Genomic DNA, 21,801 nt, shown 5'->3' with positions numbered 1-21,801 from the left:
GAGTTCACACCCCTGGGCTTCGGGTCATGGGGAGTCGGGAGTTCGGCCGGGATCCGGTCCGAAGACGAGCGACTTGATCGTGACCGGCACCGTGCGGGACGGGAAGCGCACCCGTCCGATGTCGACGTAGTCGAAGTCCCGCAGGCTCAGTCCGTCGATGACGAGCAGATCGGCGGTGACGTCCAGCTCGTCCCGCAACAGCCGGCCGAGCGTGAGTGCCACATCGCCGTCGAGCACGACGTACAACGGCTTTCCCTGGGCGAGCCGTTCGGCGAGCGCGTCCCGGATGCCGCGTGCGAAGGGCAGCAGCCGGTCGTAGCTCGGCGGCCCGCTCCACGTCAGGGCGAGGGCGATGTCCGCACCCGTCTGCGCGACGTCCAGGGCGACCAGATGCCGGCGGACCGCCGACTCGACCGCGCCGCTGTCGACCCTCTCGCCGAGCTCGTACGCCGGTCTGAGCACCTGCAGGTTGCGGCGCGGCAGCAATGCGTCCGGGTCCGAGATGAACCCGGTGTTGCCGCTGAGCTGGACGCTGTACTCCGATGCGCCCACCGCCGTCGCGCGGATGCACTCGCCCGGCGGAAGCAAGGGATACGGCAGTGCACCGTCGTCCAGCCGCCGGCGCAGCGCGCGTCCCAGCCGGCGACCGAGGTCTCCGAAGTCCGTACGCTCCCTGTCGTAGACGTACTCGGCGACCCCGCCCGAGAACATCACCCCGTCGACCGGGGCGAGTTCGGGCAGCGGCTCGGTGAGGAACAGGTCCCGGACGTGTGCGCCGGGCGCCGCCGCGGTGAGGGCCTCGACCAGCGTGTCCGCCATCGCCTCGGCCACGCGGTCCAGTTCCTCGCCCCGGACGGTGCCACCGTACGTCCAGCCCGCGAACCCGGCCCGCTCGGCGTGCACACGGCCGGCCGGATCGAGCCGGATGATACGTCCCTCGGCGTTGACCACCTGGAGTCTGCCACCGATGTGCACGGCGGCGGTGGCGACGACCCGCCCCCGGTCCAGCATGGCGAGCTTGGTGGTCCCGCCTCCGATGTCGACGTTGAGGATGCGCCGCCCGGTGTCGTACGACGCCTTCGCGGCTCCCGATCCGTAGGCGGCCAGCATGGCCTCCATGTGGTGGCCCGCGCTCGCGTTGACCAGCTCGCCCCCGCGCTCGGCGAGGACGGCGGCGATCGCCTCCGCATTGCGCCGGCGCAACGCCTCGCCGGTGAGGATCACGACACCGGTGTCGACGTCGGCCGGATCGACGGCCGCCTCCTTGTACGCCACGTCGATGATCGCGCCGAGGGCCTCGGCGTCGATGTACTCGTCGCTCGCGTAGGGCGTGAGTTCCACCGGGGAGCGGTGCAGGGTGTCCCGCCGCACCACGAGGTACCGGCTCGTCAGATCCTCGCCGATGCGCCGTAGATGCAGGCGGGAGAAGACGACCTGGGTGCCGGAGGACCCGATGTCGATGCCCACGCTGTGCAGGGTGACGTTGTCCTGCTGCCAGATCGGGTTGTCCTCGAGCGCCCCGGCCACGTCGTCGTCGTGCACATGGTCGTGGTCGGGGAGGTACGCCGAATGAACCGTGCGCACCCCGTCGTCATGGTTGTGGTCTTCGGCGTGCCGCACGGTTCCCGCTCCTCAACTTCCTGTGTCAGACGGTGGCCGACTGCTCCGGGCTCGGCGGGAGCGTGGAGAGCTCCGCTTCGTACACGGCATCCATCCTGGGCTCCATCCCGTGCTTGGCCAGGGCCTCACGGAACGTCTCACGCACATAGGACGACTCGTCGGCGTAGTCGATCTGGTCGCCGCCGATGCGCCGGCTGATCCAGGCCTTCGGCACGCCCTGCGCGTTGCGTACGGACACGACCTCGTGCTTGAAGGCCAGATAACGGCTCGGCTCCGAACCGGTGTTGAAGTGCTGGTGGAACCACATGTTCGGCGGGACGATCAACGCGCCCGGTCCCCACTCGTAGCGGCGGGGCTCCTCGCCCTCCGGCCACATGAGGCTGTAGCCCTCGCCGGAGAGGATGATGACGTGGGCGCCCGGTCCATGCCGGTGCCCCTTCTTGTACGTCGCGGTCGGGAACTGGGAGATGTGGCTGTTCATCGACCCCTTGGCCATCGCGAAGCGGATGTGCCCACCACCCGCGCCCCGCTCCTTCGCCTCGACCAGCGGAAGGTTGACCGCGTCCGCGACGAAGTTCGTGTCGAGCAGCAGGCCCTTCTGCTCGCCCCTGGGGGAGAAGTAGTCGGGCTCGCCGTCGAAGCGGTCCGGGAAGTCCCTCGGGGTGTTGAAGACGAAGTCCGGGTCGCCGTAGAGGTTGATGACGGGAGGCAGGTTCGTCGAGGAGACGAAGCGCGCCGCCTTGCGGCCGGAGCCGTTGAAGTGCTGGTGATGGGCGTTGAGCGGAATGGCGAAGATCGATCCGGCCTGCCACTCGAAGGTGACCTCGGCGCCGGAGTCGTTCCAGACCTTCGTCGACCCCTGGCCGTCGAGGACCAGGATCATCTCCTCGAACAGCTGCCGCTGGGGGGCGAGTGCACCGCCGGCCGGGATCTCGCACACGTAGCAGTCGTTGGAGGTGCGGGTGGCCTCGTGATTGATGAAGACGCCCCGGCCACCGCGTCGTTCCCACGGCTTCAGCTCGACGGTACGCAGATCTGGGATGTAGTGGGCCGCGATGATGTCGAGTCCCTCGGCGGCGACCCAGCGGGTGTAGGGGGATTCCTTCTCCGTGGCGAACTTCGCCGCCAGGGAGTCGTTGACGAGCGCATCCTTGGCCATTCAGCGGCCCTTCCTGGTCGGCTCTTGCGACATGACGTGCGCTGACAGGGATATAGGGGGTGTGGATTGGTAGAACCATAAGTCCACTACTGGAGGGCGTCAACGAGTCGCGCGCGATGATCGGAATCCCTCTGCGGCCACTTCCGCGGCCGCCGTCGCGGCGGCCGCCGGTTCCAGGTAGCGGCCGCCCCGGACGCGCGGCTTCAAGTCCTCGCCGAGGTCGTACCACAGGGGCATGGCGGTGGGGATGTTGAGGCCCGGCACCTCCTCGCGGCCCATTCGGTCCAGGTGGGCGACCAGGGCCCGCAGCGAATTGCTGTGCGCGACGAGCAACGTGGTGCGGCCCGCACGCAGATCCGGTACGACGACCTGATGCCAGTACGGCAGCAGCCGCGCCGTGACGTCCCCGAGCGACTCCGTGCGCGGCAGAAGGGAACGGGGGACGTCCGCGTAGCGCGGGTCGTCCGACACGTCTCCCGGGGCGCCTTCGGCGACCGGCGGCGGGGCGGCGTCGTAGGAGCGGCGCCAGAGCCGGAAGCGTTCCTCGCCGAACTCCTCGAGGACGTCGCCCTTCTCCCGGCCCTGCAAGGCTCCGTAGTGGCGTTCGTTGAGCCGCCAGTGTGCGGTGACCCGCGCCCCGTGGGCGCCGGCGCTCCCCGCTACCAGGTCTGCGGTTCGCACCGCCCGGGTCAGGACCGAGCTGTGTACCGCGTCGGGCACGAGACCCGCCTCGCGCAGCAACTCACCACACCGTTCGGCCTGTTGTTCTCCGTGTGAGGTCAGTCCGACATCGGTCCAGCCGGTGAACAGCTGCCTGGCGTTCCAGGCGCTCTCGCCGTGGCGGAGCAGGATCAGTGTTCCCATGCCGCCGATTGTGATCCCTCGTCCCGTCTCTTGTTCCCCCTTTCAGCATTCTGGTCTAATGGACAGACCACCGAACGGAGTGCGGCCCCAGCGGCATGCCCGTTCGCAGTGGATTCCGCCGATCGCGAGAGGAAACAGGGACCTTGCCCAAGGTGATCTTCGTCGGCAGCGACGGTCCCGAGTACACCGTCGATGCGACGGTCGGGGACTCGGTCATGGCGGCTGCGGTGAAGAACGGTGTTCCCGGGATCGTCGCCGAATGCGGCGGCAACCAGTCCTGCGCCACCTGCCATGTGTGGGTGCGCGAGGCGTTCGCGCCGCTGGTCGGACCGCCGGGCGACATGGAGGACGACCTGCTCGACCTGGCCGTGGCAGAGCGCCGGGAGACCAGCCGTCTGTCGTGCCAGATCCGTCTCACCCGGGAACTCGACGGGATCACCGTCGACATCCCCCCGGAACAGCCGTGAGCGCCGGGCGGCCGACGCACCGTTCCACACCGAGCTCAGCACCGATGTCCACGACCCGCCGGCGGGTCAGTACCTGAAAGGGATATGGCCGTGCTCAGAAAAGACATCAACGAGCTGCTCACCCAGACCGGACCCGGAACACCGATGGGCGAACTGTTCCGCCAGTACTGGATCCCCGCGCTGCTCGCGGAGGAACTCCCGGAGGACGACTGCCCGCCGGTACGCGTCAAGCTTCTGTCCGAACGCATGGTGGCCTTCCGCGACAGCGAAGGGCGCTACGGCCTCATCGACGAGTTCTGCGCCCACCGCGGCGCCTCCCTGTGGTTCGGCCGCAACGAGGGATCCGGGCTGCGCTGCCCGTACCACGGCTGGAAGTACGACGTGACCGGCCAGTGCATCGAGGTCCCCTCGGAGGCCGACAACAGCAGCTTCTGCCAGAACGTCCAGTTGACGTCGTACCCCCTGGTGAAGATAGGCGACGTGCTGTGGACCCACATGGGAGACGCGGCCACCCGGCCCCCGCTTCCGGAGTTCGAGTGGGTCCACGTCCCGGCCGAGCAGACCTACACCTCCAAGCGCTGGCAGCAGTGCAACTGGCTCCAGGCCTTCGAAGGCGGCATCGACTCCAGCCACGTCACCTTCCTGCACTCCGGAGGCCTGAAGACCGACCCGCTGTTCAAGGGCGCGAAGGGCAACGAGTACAACCTGAACGACACCAAACCCTTCTTCGAGGTCGCCGACAGCGTGGGCGGACTGTTCGTGGGCGCCCGGCGCAACGCCGAGGAGGGGCAGTACTACTGGCGGATCACGCCCTGGGTCATGCCCGCCTTCACGATGGTCCCGCCGCGCGGTGACCACCCGGTGCACGGCCACTTCTGGGTGCCGATCGACGACGAGAACTGCTGGACGTACTCCTTCGACTACCACCCCGTGCGAGCCCTCACCGAGACCGAACGGCAGGCCATGATCGACGGCCATGGCGTCCACAGCAAGAACATCCCCGGCACGTACCGGCCCATGGCCAACATGGACAACGACTATCTGATCGACCGCGAGGCGCAGAAGCGCGGTGAGACCTATTCCGGCGTGGCGGGCATCGCCATGCAGGACGCGTCCCTCCAGGAGAGCATGGGGCCCATCGTCGACCGCTCCAAGGAGCGGCTCGTCCCTGCCGACAGCGGGATCATCAAGGCCCGGCAGAAGCTGCGCAAGGCCGCCATCGCACTGCGGGACGAGGGCGTCACGCCGCCCGGTGTGGATCCGGCGCACCAAAGGGTGCGGTCGGCGGCGGTGGTACTGCCGCAGGCCGAGTCCTTCCTGGACTCCTGCCGTGACGCGGTGAAGGTCACCCCCGGCGTCGCTCAGACCTCGGTGTGACATGACGACCGCGTCGATGCATCTGAGTGAGAGCGCCCGAGCGGCCTCGGCGAGCGAGTCCCGGTTCAGGATCGACGTACCCATCGCCCCGGCCCGGGCCGCACGGGTCGTGGCGCTGGACGATCGGGCCGCGTCGGTGGTGCGCCGTCTCGCCCAGCGGTCCTGGGCCCATGCCCGCTTCTACACCAGCCGCGAGGTCCGGGACGGCGACGGCCTGCTGCACGAGCTGGACGGCCCCACCGTCCCGCTCGACGAGGTTCTCGCCGGCACCGACGTGGTCGTCGTCCTCGCCACGGAGGACGGCGGCCGGGCCGCGGCGGCCGCGATCGGCAGGATCTGCGGCCGGCGGGGGATCACCACGGCGGGCGTGATCCTGGGCGACGGTTTCGAGGCCGACGACGCCGTCGCGGCTCTGCGTCCCTATGCCCGCGTGCTGCTGCTGTCCGCCGACGAGGGCGACGCCTTCGAACTGCTCACGGCCCTCAGGGTCTAGATCCTGTCGTTGGATCGGGTCGGCTGAGAGAGGCTGCGCCTTTCGGTCGGCCCGAGCGGGGCGTGGTGCGTGCAGCTGCTAGGCGGAGGAGGGCGGCGACAACGCGGCAGATGCGCGTGCCACGGCCCGCGACGCCGGCGTGATCCGAACGACAGGCCCTAGGAGGACCCGTATGCCCGAGAAGGTCACCCTGCGCGGGTTGCAGCGCATGAAGGACGAGAAACGCAAGATCGTGGGTGTCGTGGCCTGGGACTACCAGATCGCGCGCATCGTCGACCGGGCCGGCGTCGACGTGGTCTCCGTCGGCGACACCGTCGGCGTGAACCTGTGGGGGCAGAGCAACCCCTTCGAGGTGACGATGGATCAGATGATCACCGTCACCCAGGCGGTACGCCGTGGTGTGCGACGTGCCCTGGTGAGCGCCGACTTCCCCTTCGGCCCGTTGCAGGAGGGAACGGACAGCGCGGTCAGGGCGGCCATCCGGTTCGTCAAGGAGGCCGGAGTCGACATGGTCAAGGTGGACGCGGCCTCTGATTTCCCCGATGCCGTCACCGCGATCACCCGCGCGGGCATCCCGGTGTTCGCCCAGTTCGGGATCACCCCGCAGACGGCACTGCGGTACGGAGTCGAGTACAGCGCCATTCCTTCGAGTGCCGACCAGGTGCCGGTGGAGATGAAGGACGCCCTCGTCGCGGAGGCCGAACGGCTTCAGGAGGCGGGTGCCGCCCTGCTGAACTTCACCAACTCCGGGCCGGTGGTGGGGGCGGCCGTGGCCGAGGCCGTCTCCATCCCGGTGCTCGGCGGCTTCGGCGGCGGTCCCTGGCTCGACGGGCGGATGCGCATGGCCCACGCGGCCATCGGCTATGCCGCGTCCGCCCTCGACGATCCCCCGGACACCTACGCCAACGTCGCCCGGATCACGCTCGACGCGATCACCGCCTACACCGCGGACGTGCGAGCGGCACGCCAGGTCGCCGGCGGTGTGCCCGTCCCGCCGGCGACCTGACAACCGGCCGGCCATCGGGTCGGCCGGCATGACGCGAAAGGAGCGAACGACCGTGCCCACCGCCGTCATCGACGGAATCCCCACACGCTACGAGGTCACCGGTTCGGGACCGCCGCTGCTGATGTTCTCCCCCGGAGGCTTCGACTCCAGCCTGGAGGGCTGGCGGACCGTGGGGGTCTACCGGCGCCTGCGACTGCTCGACCACCTCACCCAGAGCTACACCTGTGTGACCTTCGACCGGCGTGAGTCGGGTCGGTCGGGGGGACGGTTGGAGCGGATCTCCTGGGCCGACTACGTCCGCCAGAGTGTAGGCCTGCTCGACCACCTCGGCATCGAGCGGGCACACCTGATGGGGGGATGCGTCGGCTGCTCCACCGTCGCCGCATTCGCGGTCGCCCACCCCGAGCGGGTGCTGAGCATGGTGCTGTACTCGCCCGCGGGCGGGGTGAAGTACCGGATGAAACAGCACGATCGGTTCCGGAGCCACGCGGTGTACGCCGACGAGCACGGGCTGGCGCAGGTGGTGTCCCTCGCGCGCGGCTCGGACGCAGGCTTCACGAAGGATCCCCGGGTCGGCCCCTGGGCCCGGGTGATCCGGACCGACGCCGGGTTCGCCGACGCCTACGCTCGGACCGACCTCGACCGTTACCGGGCGACGGTCACCGGCATGGCGCGGCTGCTGTTCGACCGGGACACCGTGCCGGGTCCCGAGCCGGAGGACCTGCTCGGGCTGGACGTACCGGCGCTGATCGTCCCCGGCGAGGACACGTCGCACGCGCCGTCGGCCGCCAGGTATCTGCAGGAATGCCTGCCCGACAACGAGTACTGGGACGTGCCGGTGGCCGAGCAGACCGAGGAGTCGGCGCCGGCACGGGTGCTGAAGTTCCTGGCGGCAGTGCGGACGTAAGGGATGACGGGGCCCGGCCGGGAGGGGAGGCGCGGCCGGGCCCCTGGCTCAGGTGCGCGCCGAGTCCCTTTCCAGCGCGGCGATCTGCTCGAGCCGCCGTGCGTGCACCCCACCCTTGAAGGGCGTCGTCAGCCATGTCCCGACGATGTCCTCGGCGTTCTCGGGTGCCAGGATCTTGGCGGCCAGGACAAGGACGTTGGAGTCGTTGTTGCCGCGGGAGATGCGGGTGCTCCACAGGTCGTGGCACAGCCCCGCCCGGATCCCCCGGATCTTGTTGCAGGCGACGGTCTCTCCGAGTCCGCTTCCACCGAGGACGATCCCGCGTTCGGCGTGGCCCTCGGTCACCTGCCGGCACACGTTCGCGCACAGCGGCGGGTAGTCGACCGTCTCCTCGCTGTGGCTGCCGCGGTCGTCGACGGTGTGCCCCTGCGCGGTGAGCCAGGCGGTGAGCCGGACTTTGAGGGCGTAGCCGTTGTGGTCGGCGGCGATGGCGATGCGCATACGGGTCCCTTCGGCTGACGGTGAGCGTGTGGTCAGGCGATCAGCGTGCGCGTGCTCTCGGCGAACAACCCCTCCAACGGAAGGGGCCGTTCGAGGATGTGCTGGTCCACGGCATGCCGCATGAGCTGTTCCAGCACGGCGCGGTTCGGCTCCAGGCCGTACGGCAGCGGATCCATGCCGGTCACCTCCAGGACCCGCTGGTACATGCGGTCCGTGGCGGTGGGGGAGTGGAGGCCTCCGCTGTGCAGCCGGTCCACGTAGAGCTGCTTGGCCCGGGCGAAGGCGTCGAAGACCAGAGCACCCAACTCGGGTTGTTCGGCGAGCAGTTCGTCACGGATGACGATCAGGTGGTTGATCGGGTAGAGGGCGCGTTCATGCAGGGCGGTGAAGCCCGCCTCCTCGGGCTCCGGGATCAGCGGAGCGAGGGCCGAGGGCGACGGCCTGGGGCCGATCACCGCGGCGAGGTCCCCGGCGAGCAGCGCGTCCTCAAGCGATCCACCGGAGTCCAGGGGAACGACGTTCGCCGGGGGCCGGTACGCCGCGACGTGCTCGTCGCCCGACAGCACCCAGGTGACCTTGTCGAGGTCCACGCCGTACTCCTCCTGGAGGACCGCGCGCGCCCAGACGCCGGTGGTCACCGTGTAGCCCCGGCTGACGCCGACCCTGCGGCCCTCGAGGTCCTTGGGGCTGCGCACATCCGATGCCGGGTCATGGAAGAGCGCCCCGTGGTGGAAACCGCGCACCAGGAAGACGGGCACGGCGGTGAACGGTGCGCCGTGCGCCTTGGCGACGAGATACGTGGTCAGTGCCATCTCGCTGACGTCGAACTCCAGCCCGCGCACCATGCGCCGGAAGGCGTCTACGAGAACGGGGACTTCCTCGAACTCGAAGCGGAAGCCGCGGGGCGTGACCGCCCCCGTCTTGAGCGCCTCGTTGTTGCCCTGCGTCCGGGTCACGGTCCTGAGTTGAGGTACGGCCATGAGTCGAAAAGGTAGCATGGTTAGTCCATAAGTCCATAGACTGTCGTTCCGGCGGGACATCCCCGAACGTGAGGAGACGACGTCATGGCGGAACAGGTGCTGGCGGCGGTCAGAACGGCGCCCGGCCGGACCGAGCTGCGGGAGTTCCCGATGCCGGACATACCCGATGACGGAGCCCTGTTGAAGGTCGAGGTGGCGGGCATCTGCGGCACCGACGTGAAGATGTACGCAAAGCCGCCGTTCACCGACCCCGTGATCATGGGACACGAGAACGTGGGCGTCATCGCGAAGGCCGGCCGCACCTTCACCGAACGCAAGGGCCTGGCCGAAGGGGACCGGGTGTTCGTCGAGCACTATGTCGGCTGCTATCGCTGCGAGTGGTGCCACCGGGGCGAGTACCGCCACTGCGAGGCCACCGACTGGCGCACCAACCCCGACGCCCGCCGGTACGGCTACACATCGGCGAACCACCCGTACCACCTGTGGGGCGGCTTCGCCCAGTACCTCTATCTGCCGTGGAACTCGGTCACCCACCGCGTGCCCGACGGGGTGTCGGCCGAACTCGCGGGGCTTGTCACACCGTTGTCGAACGGCATCGAGTGGGCGCTGGTCACCGCGGGCGTCGGCTACGCCTCCACCGTCCTCATCCAGGGCCCCGGACAGCAGGGGCTGTCCCAAGTCGTCGCCTGTAAGCAGGCCGGTGCCTCCCTCATCATCGTCACCGGCACCACCCGGGACGCGGCGCGCCTGTCCCTGGCCCGCGAGCTGGGTGCCGACCACGTCATCGACATCACCCAGGAGGACGCCCTCTCCCGCGTCCTGGACATCACCGGCGGCCGCGGGGTCGACGTGGTCCTGGACTGCACCGCGGGCGCGGGCACCGCACCCGTGCTGCTCGGCATCGACGCGCTCAAGCGACGTGAGGGCACGATGGTGGTCCAGGGCGAACTGGCCGCGTTCCCCGACTTCCCCATGAAGAAGCTGACGGAGAAGTCGATCGCGCTGAAAAGCGCTCGCGGCCACAGCTACCGCTCCTGCGAACTAGCCCTGGAGCAGCTCGCATCGGGCCGCTTCCCCCTGGAGAAACTCAGCACACACAGCTTCCCCCTCACCGATGTCGACCGTGCCATCCGCACGGTCGGCGGCGAGAGCGGCGAGGACGCCGTGCACGTCTCGCTCCTGCCCTGGGCGGCCGCATGAGCATCGTCGTCCGTGACCCACTTCGTGCCGAGCGGGCCACGGTCGAGGCCCTGGCGGCGTTCGGCGTGGCCACCGTCCACGAAGCCCAGCACCGCACCGGGCTCCTCGACCCCGCACTGCGTCCTGTGTGGCCGGGCGCGCACATCGCGGGCACCGCCGTGACCGTGAGCGTGCCGCCCGGCGACAACTGGATGATCCATGTCGCCGTGGAGCAGTGCCGGGACGGCGACATCCTCGTGGTCTCCCCGACGTCGCCCTCCCAGGCCGGCTACTTCGGTGACCTGTTGGCCACCGCGGTCGCCGCGCGCGGTGTGCGCGGAGTGGTCATCGACGCCGGCTGCCGTGATGTGGCGGAGCTGCAGCGAATGGGATTCCCCGTATGGGCGCGGCACATCAGCGCGTTCGGCACGGTCAAGGAGACCCTCGGTGACGTCAACACACCGATCGTCTGCGCCGGACAGCACATCCGGCCCGGCGACGTCGTCGTCGCCGACGACGACGGTGTGGTCGTCGTGCCGCGGCACGACGCCCGGGCCGTGCTCGACAGCTGCCGGGCGCGGGAGGAGAAGGAGGCCGTCAGCCGCAAACGCTATGCGAACGGCGAGCTGAGCCTCGACGTCAACTCGATGCGTGAGCGCTTGGCCCACAAGGGCCTGACCTACGTCGACCGGGAGGCCACGGATGATCATTGATGTACATGGCCACTACACCACGGCACCCCGGCCCCATCAGGCCTTTCGCAACGCACAGCTGGCCCGTCTCGCCGATCCGTCGCTGCCTGTCCCCGAACCCGCCGCGATCAGCGACGACGCCATCCGTGAGAGCGTCGAGACCAACCAGCTGAAGCTGCTGCGGGAACGCGGCGGCGACCTGATGCTCTTCTCGCCGAAGGCATCCGGCATGGAACACCATGTCCCGGACCCGGCGACCGCGCGTACCTGGGCGCGGGTGAACAACGACCTCGTCCACCGGGCCGTCGAACTGTTCCCGCGGAACTTCGCCGCCGTGTGCCAGTTGCCCCAGACGCCGGGCGGTGCCCTCGACGACGCCATCGCCGAACTGCGCCGCTGTGTGGGGGACCTCGGGTTTGTCGGCTGCAACCTCAACCCGGACCCGTCCGGCGGCCATTGGACCTCGCCCCCGCTCACCGACCCGTACTGGTACCCCCTGTACGAGACGATGGTCGAACTGGACGTCCCCGCGATGATCCATGTCTCGGCGTCCTGCAACCCCAACTTCCATGCCCTGGGCGCCCATTACCTCAACGCCGACACCTCGGCGTTCATGCAGTTCGTCGAGGGCGACCTGTTCACCCGCTTCCCCGCGCTGCGCTTCGTTATCCCGCACGGCGGCGGTGCCGTGCCGTACCACTGGGGACGCTACCGCGGTCTGGCCGTCCGCCTGGGCCGGCCGGACCCCTCCGACCACCTGATGAACAACGTCTTCTTCGACACCTGCGTGTACCACCAGCCGGGCATCGACCTACTGCACCAGGTGATCGGAGCCGACAACATCCTGTTCGCCTCGGAGATGCTGGGCGCCGTGCGCGGTGCGGACCCGCAGACCGGCATCGCCTGGGACGACACCAAGAGCTACGTCGACCGGGCGGGACTCGACGACGAGCAGCGGCACAAGGTCTACGAGGCCAACGCCCGGCGCGTGTACCCGCGTCTGGACGCTCGCCTGACAGCGGAAGGCAGGTGACGACCACCCCATGTCCCGACTGCAACTCACCTTCGCCTGCGGCGACTACGACCGCACGCGCGCCCTGGAGGAGGGCACCGTCCGTCCCGACGGCATCGATCTGACCTATCTGCGGCTGCCCGTCGAGGAGACCTTCTTCCGCATGATGCGCCACCAGGAGTTCGAGGTGGCCGAGCTGTCGCTGTCCTCGTACGTGCTGTCGTTGCGCGCCGATCCGGCACCCTTCGTGGCGCTGCCCGTCTACACCTCGCGCATGTTCCGCCATGGCTCGCTGTACTGCCACACCGACGCGGGCATCTCGGCCCCCGAGGACCTGCGGGGCAAGCGCATCGGGACGCCGGAGTACCAGTTGACGGCCTGCGTGTGGATGCGGGGGATCCTGGCCGACCGGTACGGGGTGCCCTTCGACTCGGTGAGTTACCTGACCGGCGGGCAGGAGACTCCCGGCCGCATCGAGAAGGCGGGCGTGGAACTGCCGGTCTCGCTGCGTATCAGCCGCATCCCCGAGGGCAGGACCCTGGCGGAGATGCTTGCCGAGGGCGAGATCGACGCGCTGTGCACGCCGCGGGTCCCGAGCCCGTTCGTCGCCGGGGACCCGCGTGTACGGAGGGTGTTCGGGGACGTCGTCGCCGCCGAGAAGGACTACTACGCCGACACCGGGATCTTCCCGATCATGCATGTGGTGGTGATCAGGCGGGATGTCTACGACCGCCACCCCTGGGTCGCGCAGTCCCTCTACAAGGCCATGCTGGCGGCCAAGGACGCGGCGTACCGCAACCTTTACGACACCTCCGCCCTCCGCTTCATGCTGCCCTGGCTCACCCCCCAACTGGAGGAGGCGCGCACCTTGCTGGGCCAGGACTACTGGTCCTACGGCCTGGAGAGCAACCGCGAGACGCTGACGACGTTCCTGCGCTACCACCACGAGCAAGGGCTCTCGGAGCGGTTGTGGCGCCCGGAGGAGCTCTTCGCCCCCGAGTCGCTCGAATCCGCGGTGATCTGACGGCCGTCGTTCGAGCAGAAGAGGCGTGAGGCAATCAGCCTCACGCCTCTTCGCATGCCCTCTCCTCGGGAAGGCGAGGTGTGTGGTGCTCAGGAGGACGGCACCACGGCCGGTCCGGTGGTCAGCAGTGCCTTCAGAGGAGTGCCGCTGTCACCGGCAACACTCGCCGCGATGGTCGTGCCCTGGGTGAGGGCCTTGCGTACCGCCATGTAGTCGGCCGGGCTGTTCACCGCGTCGATCGCGAGGAGTTCGTCCTGCCGGTAGTACAGGACGGAGAACCTCTCGCTGTCCGGGTCACCGCGCACCACGTGCTGGTCGTAACCGCCCGACAGGCCAGCGATCTGCAGTTTGAGATCGCCCTGATACGACCAGAACCAGGGCACCGCCCGCTGCGGCGCCGGAGTGCCGAGGAGCGTTGCCGCGGCGGTCGCGGCCTGGGCCACGGCGTTCTGCACGGACTCCAGCCGTACCCGGCCGAGGCCCGTCATGGGGTGCGGCTGCACGGTGCAGTCCCCGGCGGCGACGACATGGGGATCGCTGGTCCGGGCCCCGCCGTCGACGACGATGCCGCGGTCGCACTCGAGCCCGAGGCGCTCGGCGAGCTCGGTGCGCGGGAGCACCCCGACCCCGATCAGCACGAGATCGGCCGGCAGTCGAGTGCCGTCGGCGAGCCGCACCCCGGTGACGCGCCCGCGTTCGCCGTCGAATCCCGCCACGGCTGCGGACAGCAACACCCTGGTGCCGCGCCGGACATGTGCCCGTCGGTAGAACTCCGAGACGACGGGCGCCACCGCCCGCGAGATCAGCCGATCGGCGGCCTCGACGACGGTGACGTCCTTGCCGAAGCCGCGGGCGACCGCCGCCGCCTCCAGTCCGATGAAGCCGCCACCCACGACCACGACCCGTGGCGCGGTGGTCAGTCGCTGCCTGAGGTGCGCGGCGTCGTCACGATCGCGCAGATAGCGGATTCCGTCGAGGTCGGCGCCGGGCACGGCGAGCCGCCGGGGTCCGGCCCCGACGGTGAGGGCGAGCCGGTCGAAGGAGAAGACACGTCCGCTCGGGGTCCTCGCGGTACCGGATCCGGGGCGGCCGGAAGGGGAGAGGTCGACCTCGGTGACACGCTCGCCGGGGACGAGGTTGATGCCGGCATCGGTGTAGTAGGACGGTGTGCGAAGGGCGAGCGATTCCAGGTCCGTCTGCCCGGTCAGGAACTCCTTGGACAGGGGCGGTCGCTGGTACGGCGGATGGATCTCCTCACCCACCAGGGTGATCGGTTCGGTGTCTCCCAACTGCCTGAGTGACGCGGCAAGTTGGAGACCGGCCTGGCTGGCGCCGACGATGAGCGTTCCGCCCGACATTGCGTGGCCCCTCTCGACTCCCTTTAATGTCAGACCATTATACCAAGAGCGCTGGGCTGGTGGGGTGCCGTCTGTCGGAGGCCGGTGCCGCCCGTTTGCCGTGCGCGGCGCCGCAAGCTATGTTTGACGGGTCTGTCAAACATCTCGACGGTGCAGCGCAACTGGAGGTTTTCGTGGGCTACTCGAGCTCCACCGAGGTGGTGGAAGCCTTCTGGAACGAGGTATGGAAGGCCCGGAACCCGGACAGGGTCGACGATTTCGTGGTCGAGGACTTCGTCATCACGAGCGGTGGCGAGCGCATCGAGGGCCGGGAGAACTTCAAGGCGTGGGTACGGGACTTCCTCGACAGGATCGATGACTTCAGGTTCGACGTCATCGAGACCTTCCAGAACCAGGACGGGAGCCGGGTCGCATCACGGTGGCGAGTGAGCGGCAGGAACAACGGCGTCCTGGGCACACAACCCGACCAGCGCCCGATCGCCTTCACCGGAACGGCCGTCTGGGCCGTGCGCGAGGACGGAAAGCTGCTGCACAACTGGGTGGAACGCGCCGCCTGGGAGCTGTACCAGCGATTGACGGCCCCTCAGGTCTAGGGTTCGCCGAGGGCTCGGGTACTACGGGAGCCGCGGAGAGCCGAAGCAACGGTGGCCGTCCGGTCAGGAACGAGGCCCGACAAGTGGATGTAGCCGGGACGGCCCGACAGGGTCGTGTCGCCGCAAGCGACCGACGAGGGGTGCGCGATGGTGACGCATGACGGGCTCACGAGGTGGGCCGGCGGGGGCCATGTCATACGGGCGGTAACCCGGAGGCCGTGGCAGGGTGGCGCATCCCCGAGCGCATGAAGGCGCTGCTTATCGAAGTGGGTGTCCCGGTGGCTCCCCGCCTGATCGAGCGAGTCGTGATTCAGACCGAGGACGATCCGGTTCTCCAGACGTCTCGCGGCCCGTTCTACCGTCTGACGGAGCATGCCGACCTTGATGTGCCGGCCGAGCGGTCGTCGTTCGGTGTCGAGCCGGAGAGCGGAGCGGTCTACTACGTGGGGCGAGACGGCGCGGCTTGTTTCGCCAACTCAACTGTCGATCTATGGCTTCAGGCTCTCCACTGCTACGGCGGCCACGTCACGACCTCTGAACTCCTGAGCGAGCCGGACGACCCCGAGGGGGACTTCACCGAGGACGAGGAAGAACGGGCCTTGGCCGAGTTGAGCCACCTTGGTCGAGCGCTCGAAGAGATCGACCCGGCCGCCTTCGAGGGCTACACGGGGTTTCTCTGGCCGGCGCACCTCGACCGGTGGCTCTACTGACCACTGGTCGACCCCGACGCCACACGTCATGGGGGGACATCTCTCAGGAGAACAACTCGTCCGCCGGAGGCAGGGCACGACGCCGACGTGAGTGGCGGTTCCACTCGCGCGCACCCGATTTCCGGCTCTCGGCAAGCGGGGGGGCAGCACAGGTCAGCCGCTGCGCCGCGGCGCGTAGCGATCGGCGATGACTCCGCGCAGCCCGGCTGCATCCCGCAGAGCGAACTGAAGTGTGGCCACTTCCTCCCACGAAGCCATATCGGGAAGCGTCGGAATACAGACGAGCTCCCCCCGGTCCAGCCCGTCGAGCGCGGCTCGCACGAGATCCTCCGCATCGACGAACGACTCGTCGGGAAACATGGACGAGGTCCCCGCGGCTTCGAAGAACTCGGTGCGCACGGGGCCGGGCAGCACGACCTGGACACGGATGCCGGTGGCCGCCACCTCCTGCTGCAGGGCGAGGGAGAAGTGCAGGACGTAGGCCTTGGACGCTCCGTAGGCGGCACCGCGGGGCGGCGGACGGAAAGCGCCGATCGAGGACACATTGATGAGCGATCCGGAGCCGTTCTCGCCGAAGGTGAGCAGCGCGGCGCGGGAAAGACGCGTCAGGGCCGTCACGTTGACCGCGATGAGGTCGTCCAGCGTCCCGGGGTCCGCCGCGCGCAGCGGCGCCAGCCCGCCGAGGCCGGCGGCATTGACCACGAAGGCGAGGCCCTCGTGTTCAAGTACGGCCGTCTCGACGCGGGCAAGGTCGCTCGAGTCCGCCAGGTCGGCCCGCAGGACGGTGGCCCGCCGACCCGTGTCACGGTGGATGGTCTCTGCCAACCGGGCGAGCCGGTCGGCTCGACGGGCGACCAGTACGGGGTCGTAACCCCGCCGCGCCAAGTGTTCGGCGTACGCGCGGCCGATTCCCGAGGAGGCACCGGTGACCAGCGCGGCCTGTCCGTGGTGGGTGTGCATGGTGACCTTTCGGACCGCGTCTTCATACGCTGGCTGAGAGTAGTCATACGGCTCGGCTCGTTGTCGGACGTCGACGGGTGCCCTCCCCGTGGTGTCGGGGAGAGGTCTCGCCGTCCGTCCGGCGTCCACGCGCGCCGAACGATCGGCGACCGCAGGGGCCGAAGCCCCACCGGGAGCAACGGCCGACTTCGATAAAATGGACACGTCGGACAGACGCATTGTGCGGCCCGAGGTGATGTGGAGGGCGCGTCATGACCGAACGGATCGCCTATCGGCGGGTCTACGAAGAGACGTCCCCGAAAGACGGCAAGCGCGTTCTCGTCGACCGTGTCTGGCCGCGGGGCATGCGCAAGGAGGACGCTCACCTGGACGAGTGGCTGCGCGATGTGGCCCCGTCGAGCGATCTGCGCCATTGGTACGGCCACGATCCCGACCGGTTCACCGAGTTCCGCCGACGCTATCTGGCGGAACTGCGCGACGCCGGACACCGCGAGGCGGCCGCACACCTGCGAGACCTGGCGGCTCACGACAGGCTGACGCTGCTCACCGCCACCAAGGACGTCCACCACAGTCAAGCCGCCGTACTCGCCGAATGGCTGGGCCACAAGCGCTGACACGGACCCATTCGGTCACTCCGACCGATCCCGGCCGAACCGGGTGCCCTGCCCGGTAGCCAGGTGCCTCCGGCCGAACCGGGCCGAGCAGCCTCGCCGGATGTGGGCGACTGCCGAGCGGCTGCGCGTCGACCGAGGTGAGGTCCACCGCGATTGCAGCCGCCGACAGATCCGCCGTCAACTCCCGCAGATGTCGGCCCCGCCCGCTAGGCGGCCGGGCCGAGGCCCTCGGCGAAGAACCCGTCGAGTTTGTCGATGGCGAGGTCCACGTACTGCTTCTTGTCGTAGAGGTCGACATGGCCGGCACCGTCGAGCCACAGCAATTCCTTGGGCCCAGTGGCGAGTTGGAACGCCTCGATGCTCATCCAAGCAGTGACTGCGCGGGTCCCGGCGATCATGAGCATGGGCCGCCGACCGATCAGGGGGACCGGGGCGAAGGCGTCGAAGGCTGCCATCCTGTCGATGCTGGACCACGTGAAGAAGCTCGCGGAGCGGGCGTGCTGGGCACGTGGTGTGCGGTAGTAGTCGAAGCCCTCGACGCCGTGCTCGCCGCCGAGCGCGCGAGCCTGTTCAGCGGTCTCGGGGAACAGAGTCAGGACCGGCGGTTCCTCACCACGGGCCTCCGCGGTGCGCGCATGGGCGGCGGCATCCAGCATGGACTGGAAAACGGCCGGGTCCTGGGTGCCGTCGGCTCCGAGGCGGAACTGTCGGGCGACGTCGACGGCGCTGACGGTGCCGACGGCCTTGATGCGCTGGTCACTGGCTGTGGCGGCCAGCACGTATCCCCCGGAGGCGCAGATGCCGAGCGCGCCGATGCGATCCGTGTCCACTTCACTACGAGTGGTGAGGAAGGACACGGCGGCCTTCAGATCCTCCACTCGGTGGGCGGGGTCTTCCAGACCGCGGGGCTCGCCACCGCTCTCGCCCTGGTAGGCCGCGTCGAAGGCCAGCGTCACGAAACCCCGCTCCGCAAGGCGCCGGGCGTACAGGCCGGCCGCCTGCTCCTTCACGCCGCTGCCGGGGTGACCGACGACGATCGCGGGACGCGGACCCGCCGTCGGTGTGTCGGGGAGGTAGAGATGGCCGGCGAGCGGGATGCCGGCGCTGTCGAAGGTGACATCGGTCTTCGTCACAGGATTCTCCGAGGTGCAGTTTCAGGACCGGCCGTACCCATGTGGTCGGCCGTGGTGCCCGGCACCGCGCCGGGCACGTCTCCACCGTCGCTGAGGGCAGGGGCGCGCAAAAGAGGCGAGTTCGTGCCTGGGAAGGAACCTGCCCCCCTTGTCCCCGCGCCGCTCGCGCGACAATGAGGAGCATGACTTCGGCATCCGACCCGCGTGCTCTCGGAGCCTTCCTCAAAGCCCGCCGCGCACAGTTGGCACCGCTCGACTTCGGCCTGCCGCAGGCGGACTCCACCCGCAAGGTCGCGGGACTGCGCCGCGAGGAGGTCGCCCAGCTCGCGGCGATCAGTGTGGACTACTACACGCGGCTGGAACAGGGCCGGGTCCGGGCGTCCGCCTCGGTGCTCGCCACCCTGGCGCGGGCGTTGCGCCTCGACGACGATCAACAGAGGTATCTGTACGAACTCGCGGGCAGGACCGACGCGCGGCCGCGCCGCCGGCGGACGGTGCAGCGGGTACGCCCCGCCATGCAGCGCCTGCTCGACCAGCTCACGGGAACACCTGCCGTCGTGCTCGGCAAGCGTATGGACATCCTGGCCTGGAACGTCGCCGCCGCGGCCCTGTACAGGGACTTCTCGTCGATTCCGGCTAGCCGGCGCAACTACGTGCGCCTGCTGTTCACGGACCCGATCGTCCGAGACATGCACCTGGAATGGGCGCATGACGCCCGCGACGCGGTCGCCGCACTGCGTATGGAGGCTGCGGCAGACCCGGACGACCCCGAGCTCGCCCGGCTCGTCGGTGAGTTGTCCGTGCAGGACGCCGACTTCCGCTCCTGGTGGGCCGAACACCGCGTCATCGGCTCCAGCTACGGCACCAAGCGCTACCGGCATCGCCTGGTCGGTGAACTCACTCTCGACTGCGACACGTGGAGCAGCCCGGACGGATCGGGGCAGCGCCTGATGGTGTTGACCGCCGAGCCGGGCAGTCCGTCGTACGACGCCTTGCGCATCCTCACCTCGTGGACGGCCGAGGAGCCGAGCGAGAACGTGAAGGAAGGCCGGAACCAGTGACCGCTGGGTCGCCTCGGGAGTAGATCACCGCATCGGCCTCGCTCGCGACTGCAGTGCCGGATGCCGGGACCGCCCCGGCGTGGGGATCGGCGAGGGTCCTGGTGCAGGGCGACCCCTACGTCCGTTCCTACCAGCGCAGCCGCAGACGACACCGCCCCGCAGGCCCTGTCTCTTGCATTATGTGACCAACCACATACGGACTGTAGTAATCGGGCGTCGGGCGCCGATAGTTCCGCTTAGCCATTATGCAGCGTTTGCAATAGAGCGCGTCTGCAATTAATGTCGTCTGCAGTAAGACGTTGGCGTCCACTCCGAAGGGGGCGGAGAGCCGAGCGGCCCTCTGATGGGGACCTTCGGAGAGGTAGGGGACCACCCGTGTCCGTCCTGACGACGGAGCGGTCCGGCGAATCGCTGGCAGTCACCGGCTCCGACGGGCGCCCAAGGTCGAACGATCAGTTTCACAACCGTCCCAGGGGCGTTCGCGCTCTGGGCAGTCACCCGAAAGGGCATCACCATGCCGCTCAAGGACATCCTCCCGGGCCGGATCGGCTACGGCGCCGCTCCTCTTGGCAACATGTTCCGCGCCGTCCCCGACGATCAGGCCCGCGCCACCCTTCAGGCCGCCTGGGACCAGGGCGTCCGCTACTACGACACGGCCCCGTTCTACGGCGCCGGCCTTTCCGAGCTGCGTCTTGGCGAGTTTCTGGCGGACAAGCCGCGTGACTCCTATGTGCTGTCCACCAAGGTCGGCCGTGTCATCCTCGACGAACTGGAGGAAGGGGCTCGCGAACTGGGTGAGAAGGGCGGCGTCTTCGAGGACGGTCTGAAGAACAAGATCGTCCATGAATGGACCGCAGAGGCCACCGAGCGTTCCATCGAGGACTCCCTGAAGCGTCTGCGCACCGACCGGCTCGATGTCGTGTGGGTGCATGACATTGCTCAGGACTTCCACGGTGACCTGTGGCTCCAGAAGTTCGAGGAGGCCCGCACGGGCGCCTTCCGCGTCCTGGACCGGCTGCGTGACGAGGGAGTCATCAAGGCCTGGGGTCTGGGCGTCAACAAGACCGAGCCGATCGAGCTGACGCTGGGACTGGACGAGCCCCGCCCCGACGGGTTCCTCCTCGCCGGCCGCTTCACCCTCCTCGACCACGAGCACGCCCTGGAACGCGTTCTCCCCATGGCTCAGGAGGCGGGCGTCGGCATGGTCGTCGGCGGCCCCTACAGCTCGGGAGTCCTCGCCGGTGGCAAGCACTTCGAGTACCAGCCCGCCTCACAGGAGATCCTCGCGAAGGTCGACACCCTGAAGACGCTGGCCGACAAGCACGGAGTGAGCCTCAAGGCCGTGGCCCTGCAGTTCTCCCTGGCCCACCCGGTGACCGCTGCGGTCGTCGCGGGTGCCACCCAGCCGAGTCGCATCGCCGAGGACCGCGCCGCCCTCAACGAGACGATTCCCGCGGAGCTCTGGTCCGAGCTGCGCGCCACGCGCCTGGTCTCCGACAAGGCCCCCCTGCCGCATGGCGCCTGACCACGCGTCAGCGTCACCATCCCACTGCCCACAAGGCAGTACGAGCCAAGACAAGGAAGCACATGGCATCCACTTCGGTCAGCCGGATCGTCCCGGCGTCCGTGGAACGCGTCTGGGCCCTCATCGGCGGCTTTCACGCCCTGCCGGACTGGCTCCCGTACATCACCGAGAGCACCGCACTGCAGGGCGGCCGCGTCCGCCGACTGACCAACCCCGACGGCGAGGTGATCGTCGAACGGCTGCTGAACGCCAACGAGCGGGAGCGGCACTACAGTTACGCCATCCTGGAGGCGCCCTTCCCGGTGACGGGTTACCTGTCCACCCTGCGCGTCTTCGACATCCCAGGACGGCCGGACAGCGCCGAGGTCGTCTGGAGTGGCCGTTTTGTGCCCGAGGGTGTCCACGACGCCGAGGCCGTTGAGCTGTTCACCGGCATCTACCGTGACGGACTGGACGCTCTGCACAAGGCTCTCTCCGGCTGACAGCCGGTGGGTGCCAGTGTGCCTCGCCGACTCGCCATGGACCGCACCCGACGTCCCCACCGAGCACCGGTCGATGTGGGGGAG

Annotated in this window: 23 protein-coding genes; 15 read left to right on the top strand and 8 right to left on the bottom strand. The window is 69.0% G+C overall.

What is annotated here, in order from left to right:
- Window positions 1-24: 24 nt before the first annotated feature.
- The 3 genes from ADL25_RS39145 to ADL25_RS39135 all read right to left on the bottom strand — a co-directional run bounded on the left by ADL25_RS39145 (window position 25) and on the right by ADL25_RS39135 (window position 3,643).
- Window positions 25-1,620 (bottom strand): ethanolamine ammonia-lyase reactivating factor EutA, encoded by a 1,596-nt coding sequence (locus tag ADL25_RS39145; RefSeq protein WP_059132669.1) that lies wholly within the window; start codon window positions 1,618-1,620, stop codon window positions 25-27.
- A gap of 25 nt (window positions 1,621-1,645) precedes the next feature.
- Window positions 1,646-2,779 (bottom strand): hypothetical protein, encoded by a 1,134-nt coding sequence (locus ADL25_RS39140; RefSeq protein ID WP_059132668.1) that lies wholly within the window; start codon window positions 2,777-2,779, stop codon window positions 1,646-1,648.
- A gap of 99 nt (window positions 2,780-2,878) precedes the next feature.
- A complete protein-coding gene (locus tag ADL25_RS39135) occupies window positions 2,879-3,643 on the bottom strand; it encodes a 2,3-bisphosphoglycerate-dependent phosphoglycerate mutase (RefSeq protein ID WP_059132667.1) in 765 nt (254 codons plus the stop codon).
- A gap of 143 nt (window positions 3,644-3,786) precedes the next feature.
- Between ADL25_RS39135 and ADL25_RS39130 the strand changes: the two genes are divergently transcribed.
- The 5 genes from ADL25_RS39130 to ADL25_RS39110 all read left to right on the top strand — a co-directional run bounded on the left by ADL25_RS39130 (window position 3,787) and on the right by ADL25_RS39110 (window position 7,893).
- On the top strand, window positions 3,787-4,110 hold the full coding sequence (locus tag ADL25_RS39130; protein WP_059132666.1) for a 2Fe-2S iron-sulfur cluster-binding protein: 324 nt from the start codon (window positions 3,787-3,789) through the stop codon (window positions 4,108-4,110).
- Between the two features lie 90 nt (window positions 4,111-4,200).
- Window positions 4,201-5,487 (top strand): Rieske 2Fe-2S domain-containing protein, encoded by a 1,287-nt coding sequence (locus tag ADL25_RS39125; RefSeq protein WP_059132753.1) that lies wholly within the window; start codon window positions 4,201-4,203, stop codon window positions 5,485-5,487.
- Window positions 5,488-5,503: 16 nt separating this feature from the next.
- The gene (locus tag ADL25_RS39120; protein ID WP_234381226.1) at window positions 5,504-5,980 is read left to right on the top strand and encodes a 3-methyl-2-oxobutanoate hydroxymethyltransferase; all 477 of its coding nucleotides are present in this window, start codon (window positions 5,504-5,506) and stop codon (window positions 5,978-5,980) included.
- A 172-nt stretch (window positions 5,981-6,152) separates the two neighbouring features.
- Window positions 6,153-6,986 carry a 3-methyl-2-oxobutanoate hydroxymethyltransferase gene (locus ADL25_RS39115; protein WP_059132664.1) on the top strand — a complete coding sequence of 278 codons (834 nt, stop codon included), beginning with the start codon at window positions 6,153-6,155 and terminating at the stop codon, window positions 6,984-6,986.
- Between the two features lie 52 nt (window positions 6,987-7,038).
- A complete protein-coding gene (locus tag ADL25_RS39110; protein WP_181922937.1) occupies window positions 7,039-7,893 on the top strand; it encodes an alpha/beta fold hydrolase in 855 nt (284 codons plus the stop codon).
- 48 nt (window positions 7,894-7,941) lie between these two features.
- On the opposite strand, the gene ADL25_RS39105 is transcribed toward ADL25_RS39110, so the two are convergent.
- Together ADL25_RS39105 and ADL25_RS39100 are read right to left on the bottom strand one after the other, a co-directional pair.
- Window positions 7,942-8,394 carry an RpiB/LacA/LacB family sugar-phosphate isomerase gene (locus ADL25_RS39105; protein WP_199839288.1) on the bottom strand — a complete coding sequence of 151 codons (453 nt, stop codon included), beginning with the start codon at window positions 8,392-8,394 and terminating at the stop codon, window positions 7,942-7,944.
- A 32-nt stretch (window positions 8,395-8,426) separates the two neighbouring features.
- Window positions 8,427-9,374 (bottom strand): ABC transporter substrate-binding protein, encoded by a 948-nt coding sequence (locus ADL25_RS39100; RefSeq protein WP_079050887.1) that lies wholly within the window; start codon window positions 9,372-9,374, stop codon window positions 8,427-8,429.
- A gap of 84 nt (window positions 9,375-9,458) precedes the next feature.
- Here ADL25_RS39100 and ADL25_RS39095 point away from each other — a divergent pair, with 84 nt between their 5' ends.
- Genes ADL25_RS39095 through ADL25_RS39080 form a run of 4 tightly spaced genes read left to right on the top strand, consistent with a single transcriptional unit; the run spans window position 9,459 to window position 13,281 of the window.
- Entirely contained in the window at window positions 9,459-10,574 is a 1,116-nt protein-coding gene (locus tag ADL25_RS39095; protein ID WP_059132662.1) for a zinc-dependent alcohol dehydrogenase, read from the top strand.
- Window positions 10,571-11,266: a 4-carboxy-4-hydroxy-2-oxoadipate aldolase/oxaloacetate decarboxylase gene (locus tag ADL25_RS39090; RefSeq protein ID WP_059132661.1), complete on the top strand. Its 696-nt coding sequence runs from the start codon at window positions 10,571-10,573 to the stop codon at window positions 11,264-11,266. The genes ADL25_RS39095 and ADL25_RS39090 overlap by 4 nt, the downstream gene beginning before the upstream one ends.
- Window positions 11,256-12,278 carry an amidohydrolase family protein gene (locus ADL25_RS39085; protein WP_059132660.1) on the top strand — a complete coding sequence of 341 codons (1,023 nt, stop codon included), beginning with the start codon at window positions 11,256-11,258 and terminating at the stop codon, window positions 12,276-12,278. The genes ADL25_RS39090 and ADL25_RS39085 overlap by 11 nt, the downstream gene beginning before the upstream one ends.
- Window positions 12,279-12,288: 10 nt before the next feature.
- Window positions 12,289-13,281 carry a hypothetical protein gene (locus tag ADL25_RS39080; RefSeq protein WP_059132659.1) on the top strand — a complete coding sequence of 331 codons (993 nt, stop codon included), beginning with the start codon at window positions 12,289-12,291 and terminating at the stop codon, window positions 13,279-13,281.
- An 89-nt stretch (window positions 13,282-13,370) separates the two neighbouring features.
- On the opposite strand, the gene ADL25_RS39075 is transcribed toward ADL25_RS39080, so the two are convergent.
- On the bottom strand, window positions 13,371-14,639 hold the full coding sequence (locus tag ADL25_RS39075; protein WP_059132658.1) for an NAD(P)/FAD-dependent oxidoreductase: 1,269 nt from the start codon (window positions 14,637-14,639) through the stop codon (window positions 13,371-13,373).
- Between the two features lie 173 nt (window positions 14,640-14,812).
- Here ADL25_RS39075 and ADL25_RS39070 point away from each other — a divergent pair, with 173 nt between their 5' ends.
- The gene (locus ADL25_RS39070; RefSeq protein ID WP_059132657.1) at window positions 14,813-15,232 is read left to right on the top strand and encodes an ester cyclase; all 420 of its coding nucleotides are present in this window, start codon (window positions 14,813-14,815) and stop codon (window positions 15,230-15,232) included.
- 245 nt (window positions 15,233-15,477) lie between these two features.
- Complete coding sequence (locus ADL25_RS47295; protein WP_234381225.1) at window positions 15,478-15,942, top strand: SUKH-4 family immunity protein; 465 nt, start codon at window positions 15,478-15,480, stop codon at window positions 15,940-15,942.
- A gap of 153 nt (window positions 15,943-16,095) precedes the next feature.
- Here the strand turns inward: ADL25_RS47295 and ADL25_RS39060 are convergent, their stop codons facing one another.
- Window positions 16,096-16,902 carry an SDR family NAD(P)-dependent oxidoreductase gene (locus ADL25_RS39060; protein WP_059132656.1) on the bottom strand — a complete coding sequence of 269 codons (807 nt, stop codon included), beginning with the start codon at window positions 16,900-16,902 and terminating at the stop codon, window positions 16,096-16,098.
- A gap of 251 nt (window positions 16,903-17,153) precedes the next feature.
- Between ADL25_RS39060 and ADL25_RS39055 the strand changes: the two genes are divergently transcribed.
- The gene (locus ADL25_RS39055; RefSeq protein WP_059132655.1) at window positions 17,154-17,516 is read left to right on the top strand and encodes a DUF488 domain-containing protein; all 363 of its coding nucleotides are present in this window, start codon (window positions 17,154-17,156) and stop codon (window positions 17,514-17,516) included.
- Between the two features lie 206 nt (window positions 17,517-17,722).
- Here the strand turns inward: ADL25_RS39055 and ADL25_RS39050 are convergent, their stop codons facing one another.
- Window positions 17,723-18,649: an alpha/beta hydrolase gene (locus tag ADL25_RS39050; protein ID WP_059132654.1), complete on the bottom strand. Its 927-nt coding sequence runs from the start codon at window positions 18,647-18,649 to the stop codon at window positions 17,723-17,725.
- Between the two features lie 182 nt (window positions 18,650-18,831).
- Between ADL25_RS39050 and ADL25_RS39045 the strand changes: the two genes are divergently transcribed.
- The 3 genes from ADL25_RS39045 to ADL25_RS39035 all read left to right on the top strand — a co-directional run bounded on the left by ADL25_RS39045 (window position 18,832) and on the right by ADL25_RS39035 (window position 21,717).
- Window positions 18,832-19,710, top strand: a complete 879-nt coding sequence (locus tag ADL25_RS39045) for a helix-turn-helix domain-containing protein (protein ID WP_059132653.1) — start codon at window positions 18,832-18,834, stop codon at window positions 19,708-19,710.
- Window positions 19,711-20,224: 514 nt separating this feature from the next.
- Window positions 20,225-21,235: an aldo/keto reductase gene (locus ADL25_RS39040; RefSeq protein ID WP_059132652.1), complete on the top strand. Its 1,011-nt coding sequence runs from the start codon at window positions 20,225-20,227 to the stop codon at window positions 21,233-21,235.
- A 62-nt stretch (window positions 21,236-21,297) separates the two neighbouring features.
- Window positions 21,298-21,717, top strand: coding sequence for an SRPBCC family protein (locus tag ADL25_RS39035; RefSeq protein WP_059132651.1), 420 nt, complete (start codon window positions 21,298-21,300; stop codon window positions 21,715-21,717).
- Window positions 21,718-21,801 lie beyond the last annotated feature (84 nt).

Origin of the sequence: Streptomyces sp. NRRL F-5122, assembly GCF_001507435.1 — a bacterium.
Classification (GTDB): Bacteria; Actinomycetota; Actinomycetes; order Streptomycetales; family Streptomycetaceae; genus Streptomyces; species Streptomyces lannensis.
Note: the sequence above shows the minus strand (reverse complement) of the source record. Positions and strands in the feature narration are given on the sequence as shown.

Excerpts from the sequence above, each read along its gene's own strand:
- ADL25_RS39140 (WP_059132668.1), bottom strand. The coding sequence starts at position 2,779 with ATGGCCAAGGATGCGCTCGTCAACGACTCCCTGGCGGCGAAGTTCGCC.
- ADL25_RS39135 (WP_059132667.1), bottom strand. The coding sequence starts at position 3,643 with ATGGGAACACTGATCCTGCTCCGCCACGGCGAGAGCGCCTGGAACGCC.
- ADL25_RS39120 (WP_234381226.1), top strand. The coding sequence starts at position 5,504 with ATGCATCTGAGTGAGAGCGCCCGAGCGGCCTCGGCGAGCGAGTCCCGG.
- ADL25_RS39115 (WP_059132664.1), top strand. The coding sequence starts at position 6,153 with ATGCCCGAGAAGGTCACCCTGCGCGGGTTGCAGCGCATGAAGGACGAG.
- ADL25_RS39105 (WP_199839288.1), bottom strand. The coding sequence starts at position 8,394 with ATGCGCATCGCCATCGCCGCCGACCACAACGGCTACGCCCTCAAAGTC.
- ADL25_RS39100 (WP_079050887.1), bottom strand. The coding sequence starts at position 9,374 with ATGGCCGTACCTCAACTCAGGACCGTGACCCGGACGCAGGGCAACAAC.
- ADL25_RS39095 (WP_059132662.1), top strand. The coding sequence starts at position 9,459 with ATGGCGGAACAGGTGCTGGCGGCGGTCAGAACGGCGCCCGGCCGGACC.
- ADL25_RS39090 (WP_059132661.1), top strand. The coding sequence starts at position 10,571 with ATGAGCATCGTCGTCCGTGACCCACTTCGTGCCGAGCGGGCCACGGTC.
- ADL25_RS39085 (WP_059132660.1), top strand. The coding sequence starts at position 11,256 with ATGATCATTGATGTACATGGCCACTACACCACGGCACCCCGGCCCCAT.
- ADL25_RS39080 (WP_059132659.1), top strand. The coding sequence starts at position 12,289 with ATGTCCCGACTGCAACTCACCTTCGCCTGCGGCGACTACGACCGCACG.
- ADL25_RS39075 (WP_059132658.1), bottom strand. The coding sequence starts at position 14,639 with ATGTCGGGCGGAACGCTCATCGTCGGCGCCAGCCAGGCCGGTCTCCAA.
- ADL25_RS47295 (WP_234381225.1), top strand. The coding sequence starts at position 15,478 with ATGAAGGCGCTGCTTATCGAAGTGGGTGTCCCGGTGGCTCCCCGCCTG.
- ADL25_RS39060 (WP_059132656.1), bottom strand. The coding sequence starts at position 16,902 with ATGCACACCCACCACGGACAGGCCGCGCTGGTCACCGGTGCCTCCTCG.
- ADL25_RS39055 (WP_059132655.1), top strand. The coding sequence starts at position 17,154 with ATGACCGAACGGATCGCCTATCGGCGGGTCTACGAAGAGACGTCCCCG.
- ADL25_RS39045 (WP_059132653.1), top strand. The coding sequence starts at position 18,832 with ATGACTTCGGCATCCGACCCGCGTGCTCTCGGAGCCTTCCTCAAAGCC.
- ADL25_RS39040 (WP_059132652.1), top strand. The coding sequence starts at position 20,225 with ATGCCGCTCAAGGACATCCTCCCGGGCCGGATCGGCTACGGCGCCGCT.
- ADL25_RS39035 (WP_059132651.1), top strand. The coding sequence starts at position 21,298 with ATGGCATCCACTTCGGTCAGCCGGATCGTCCCGGCGTCCGTGGAACGC.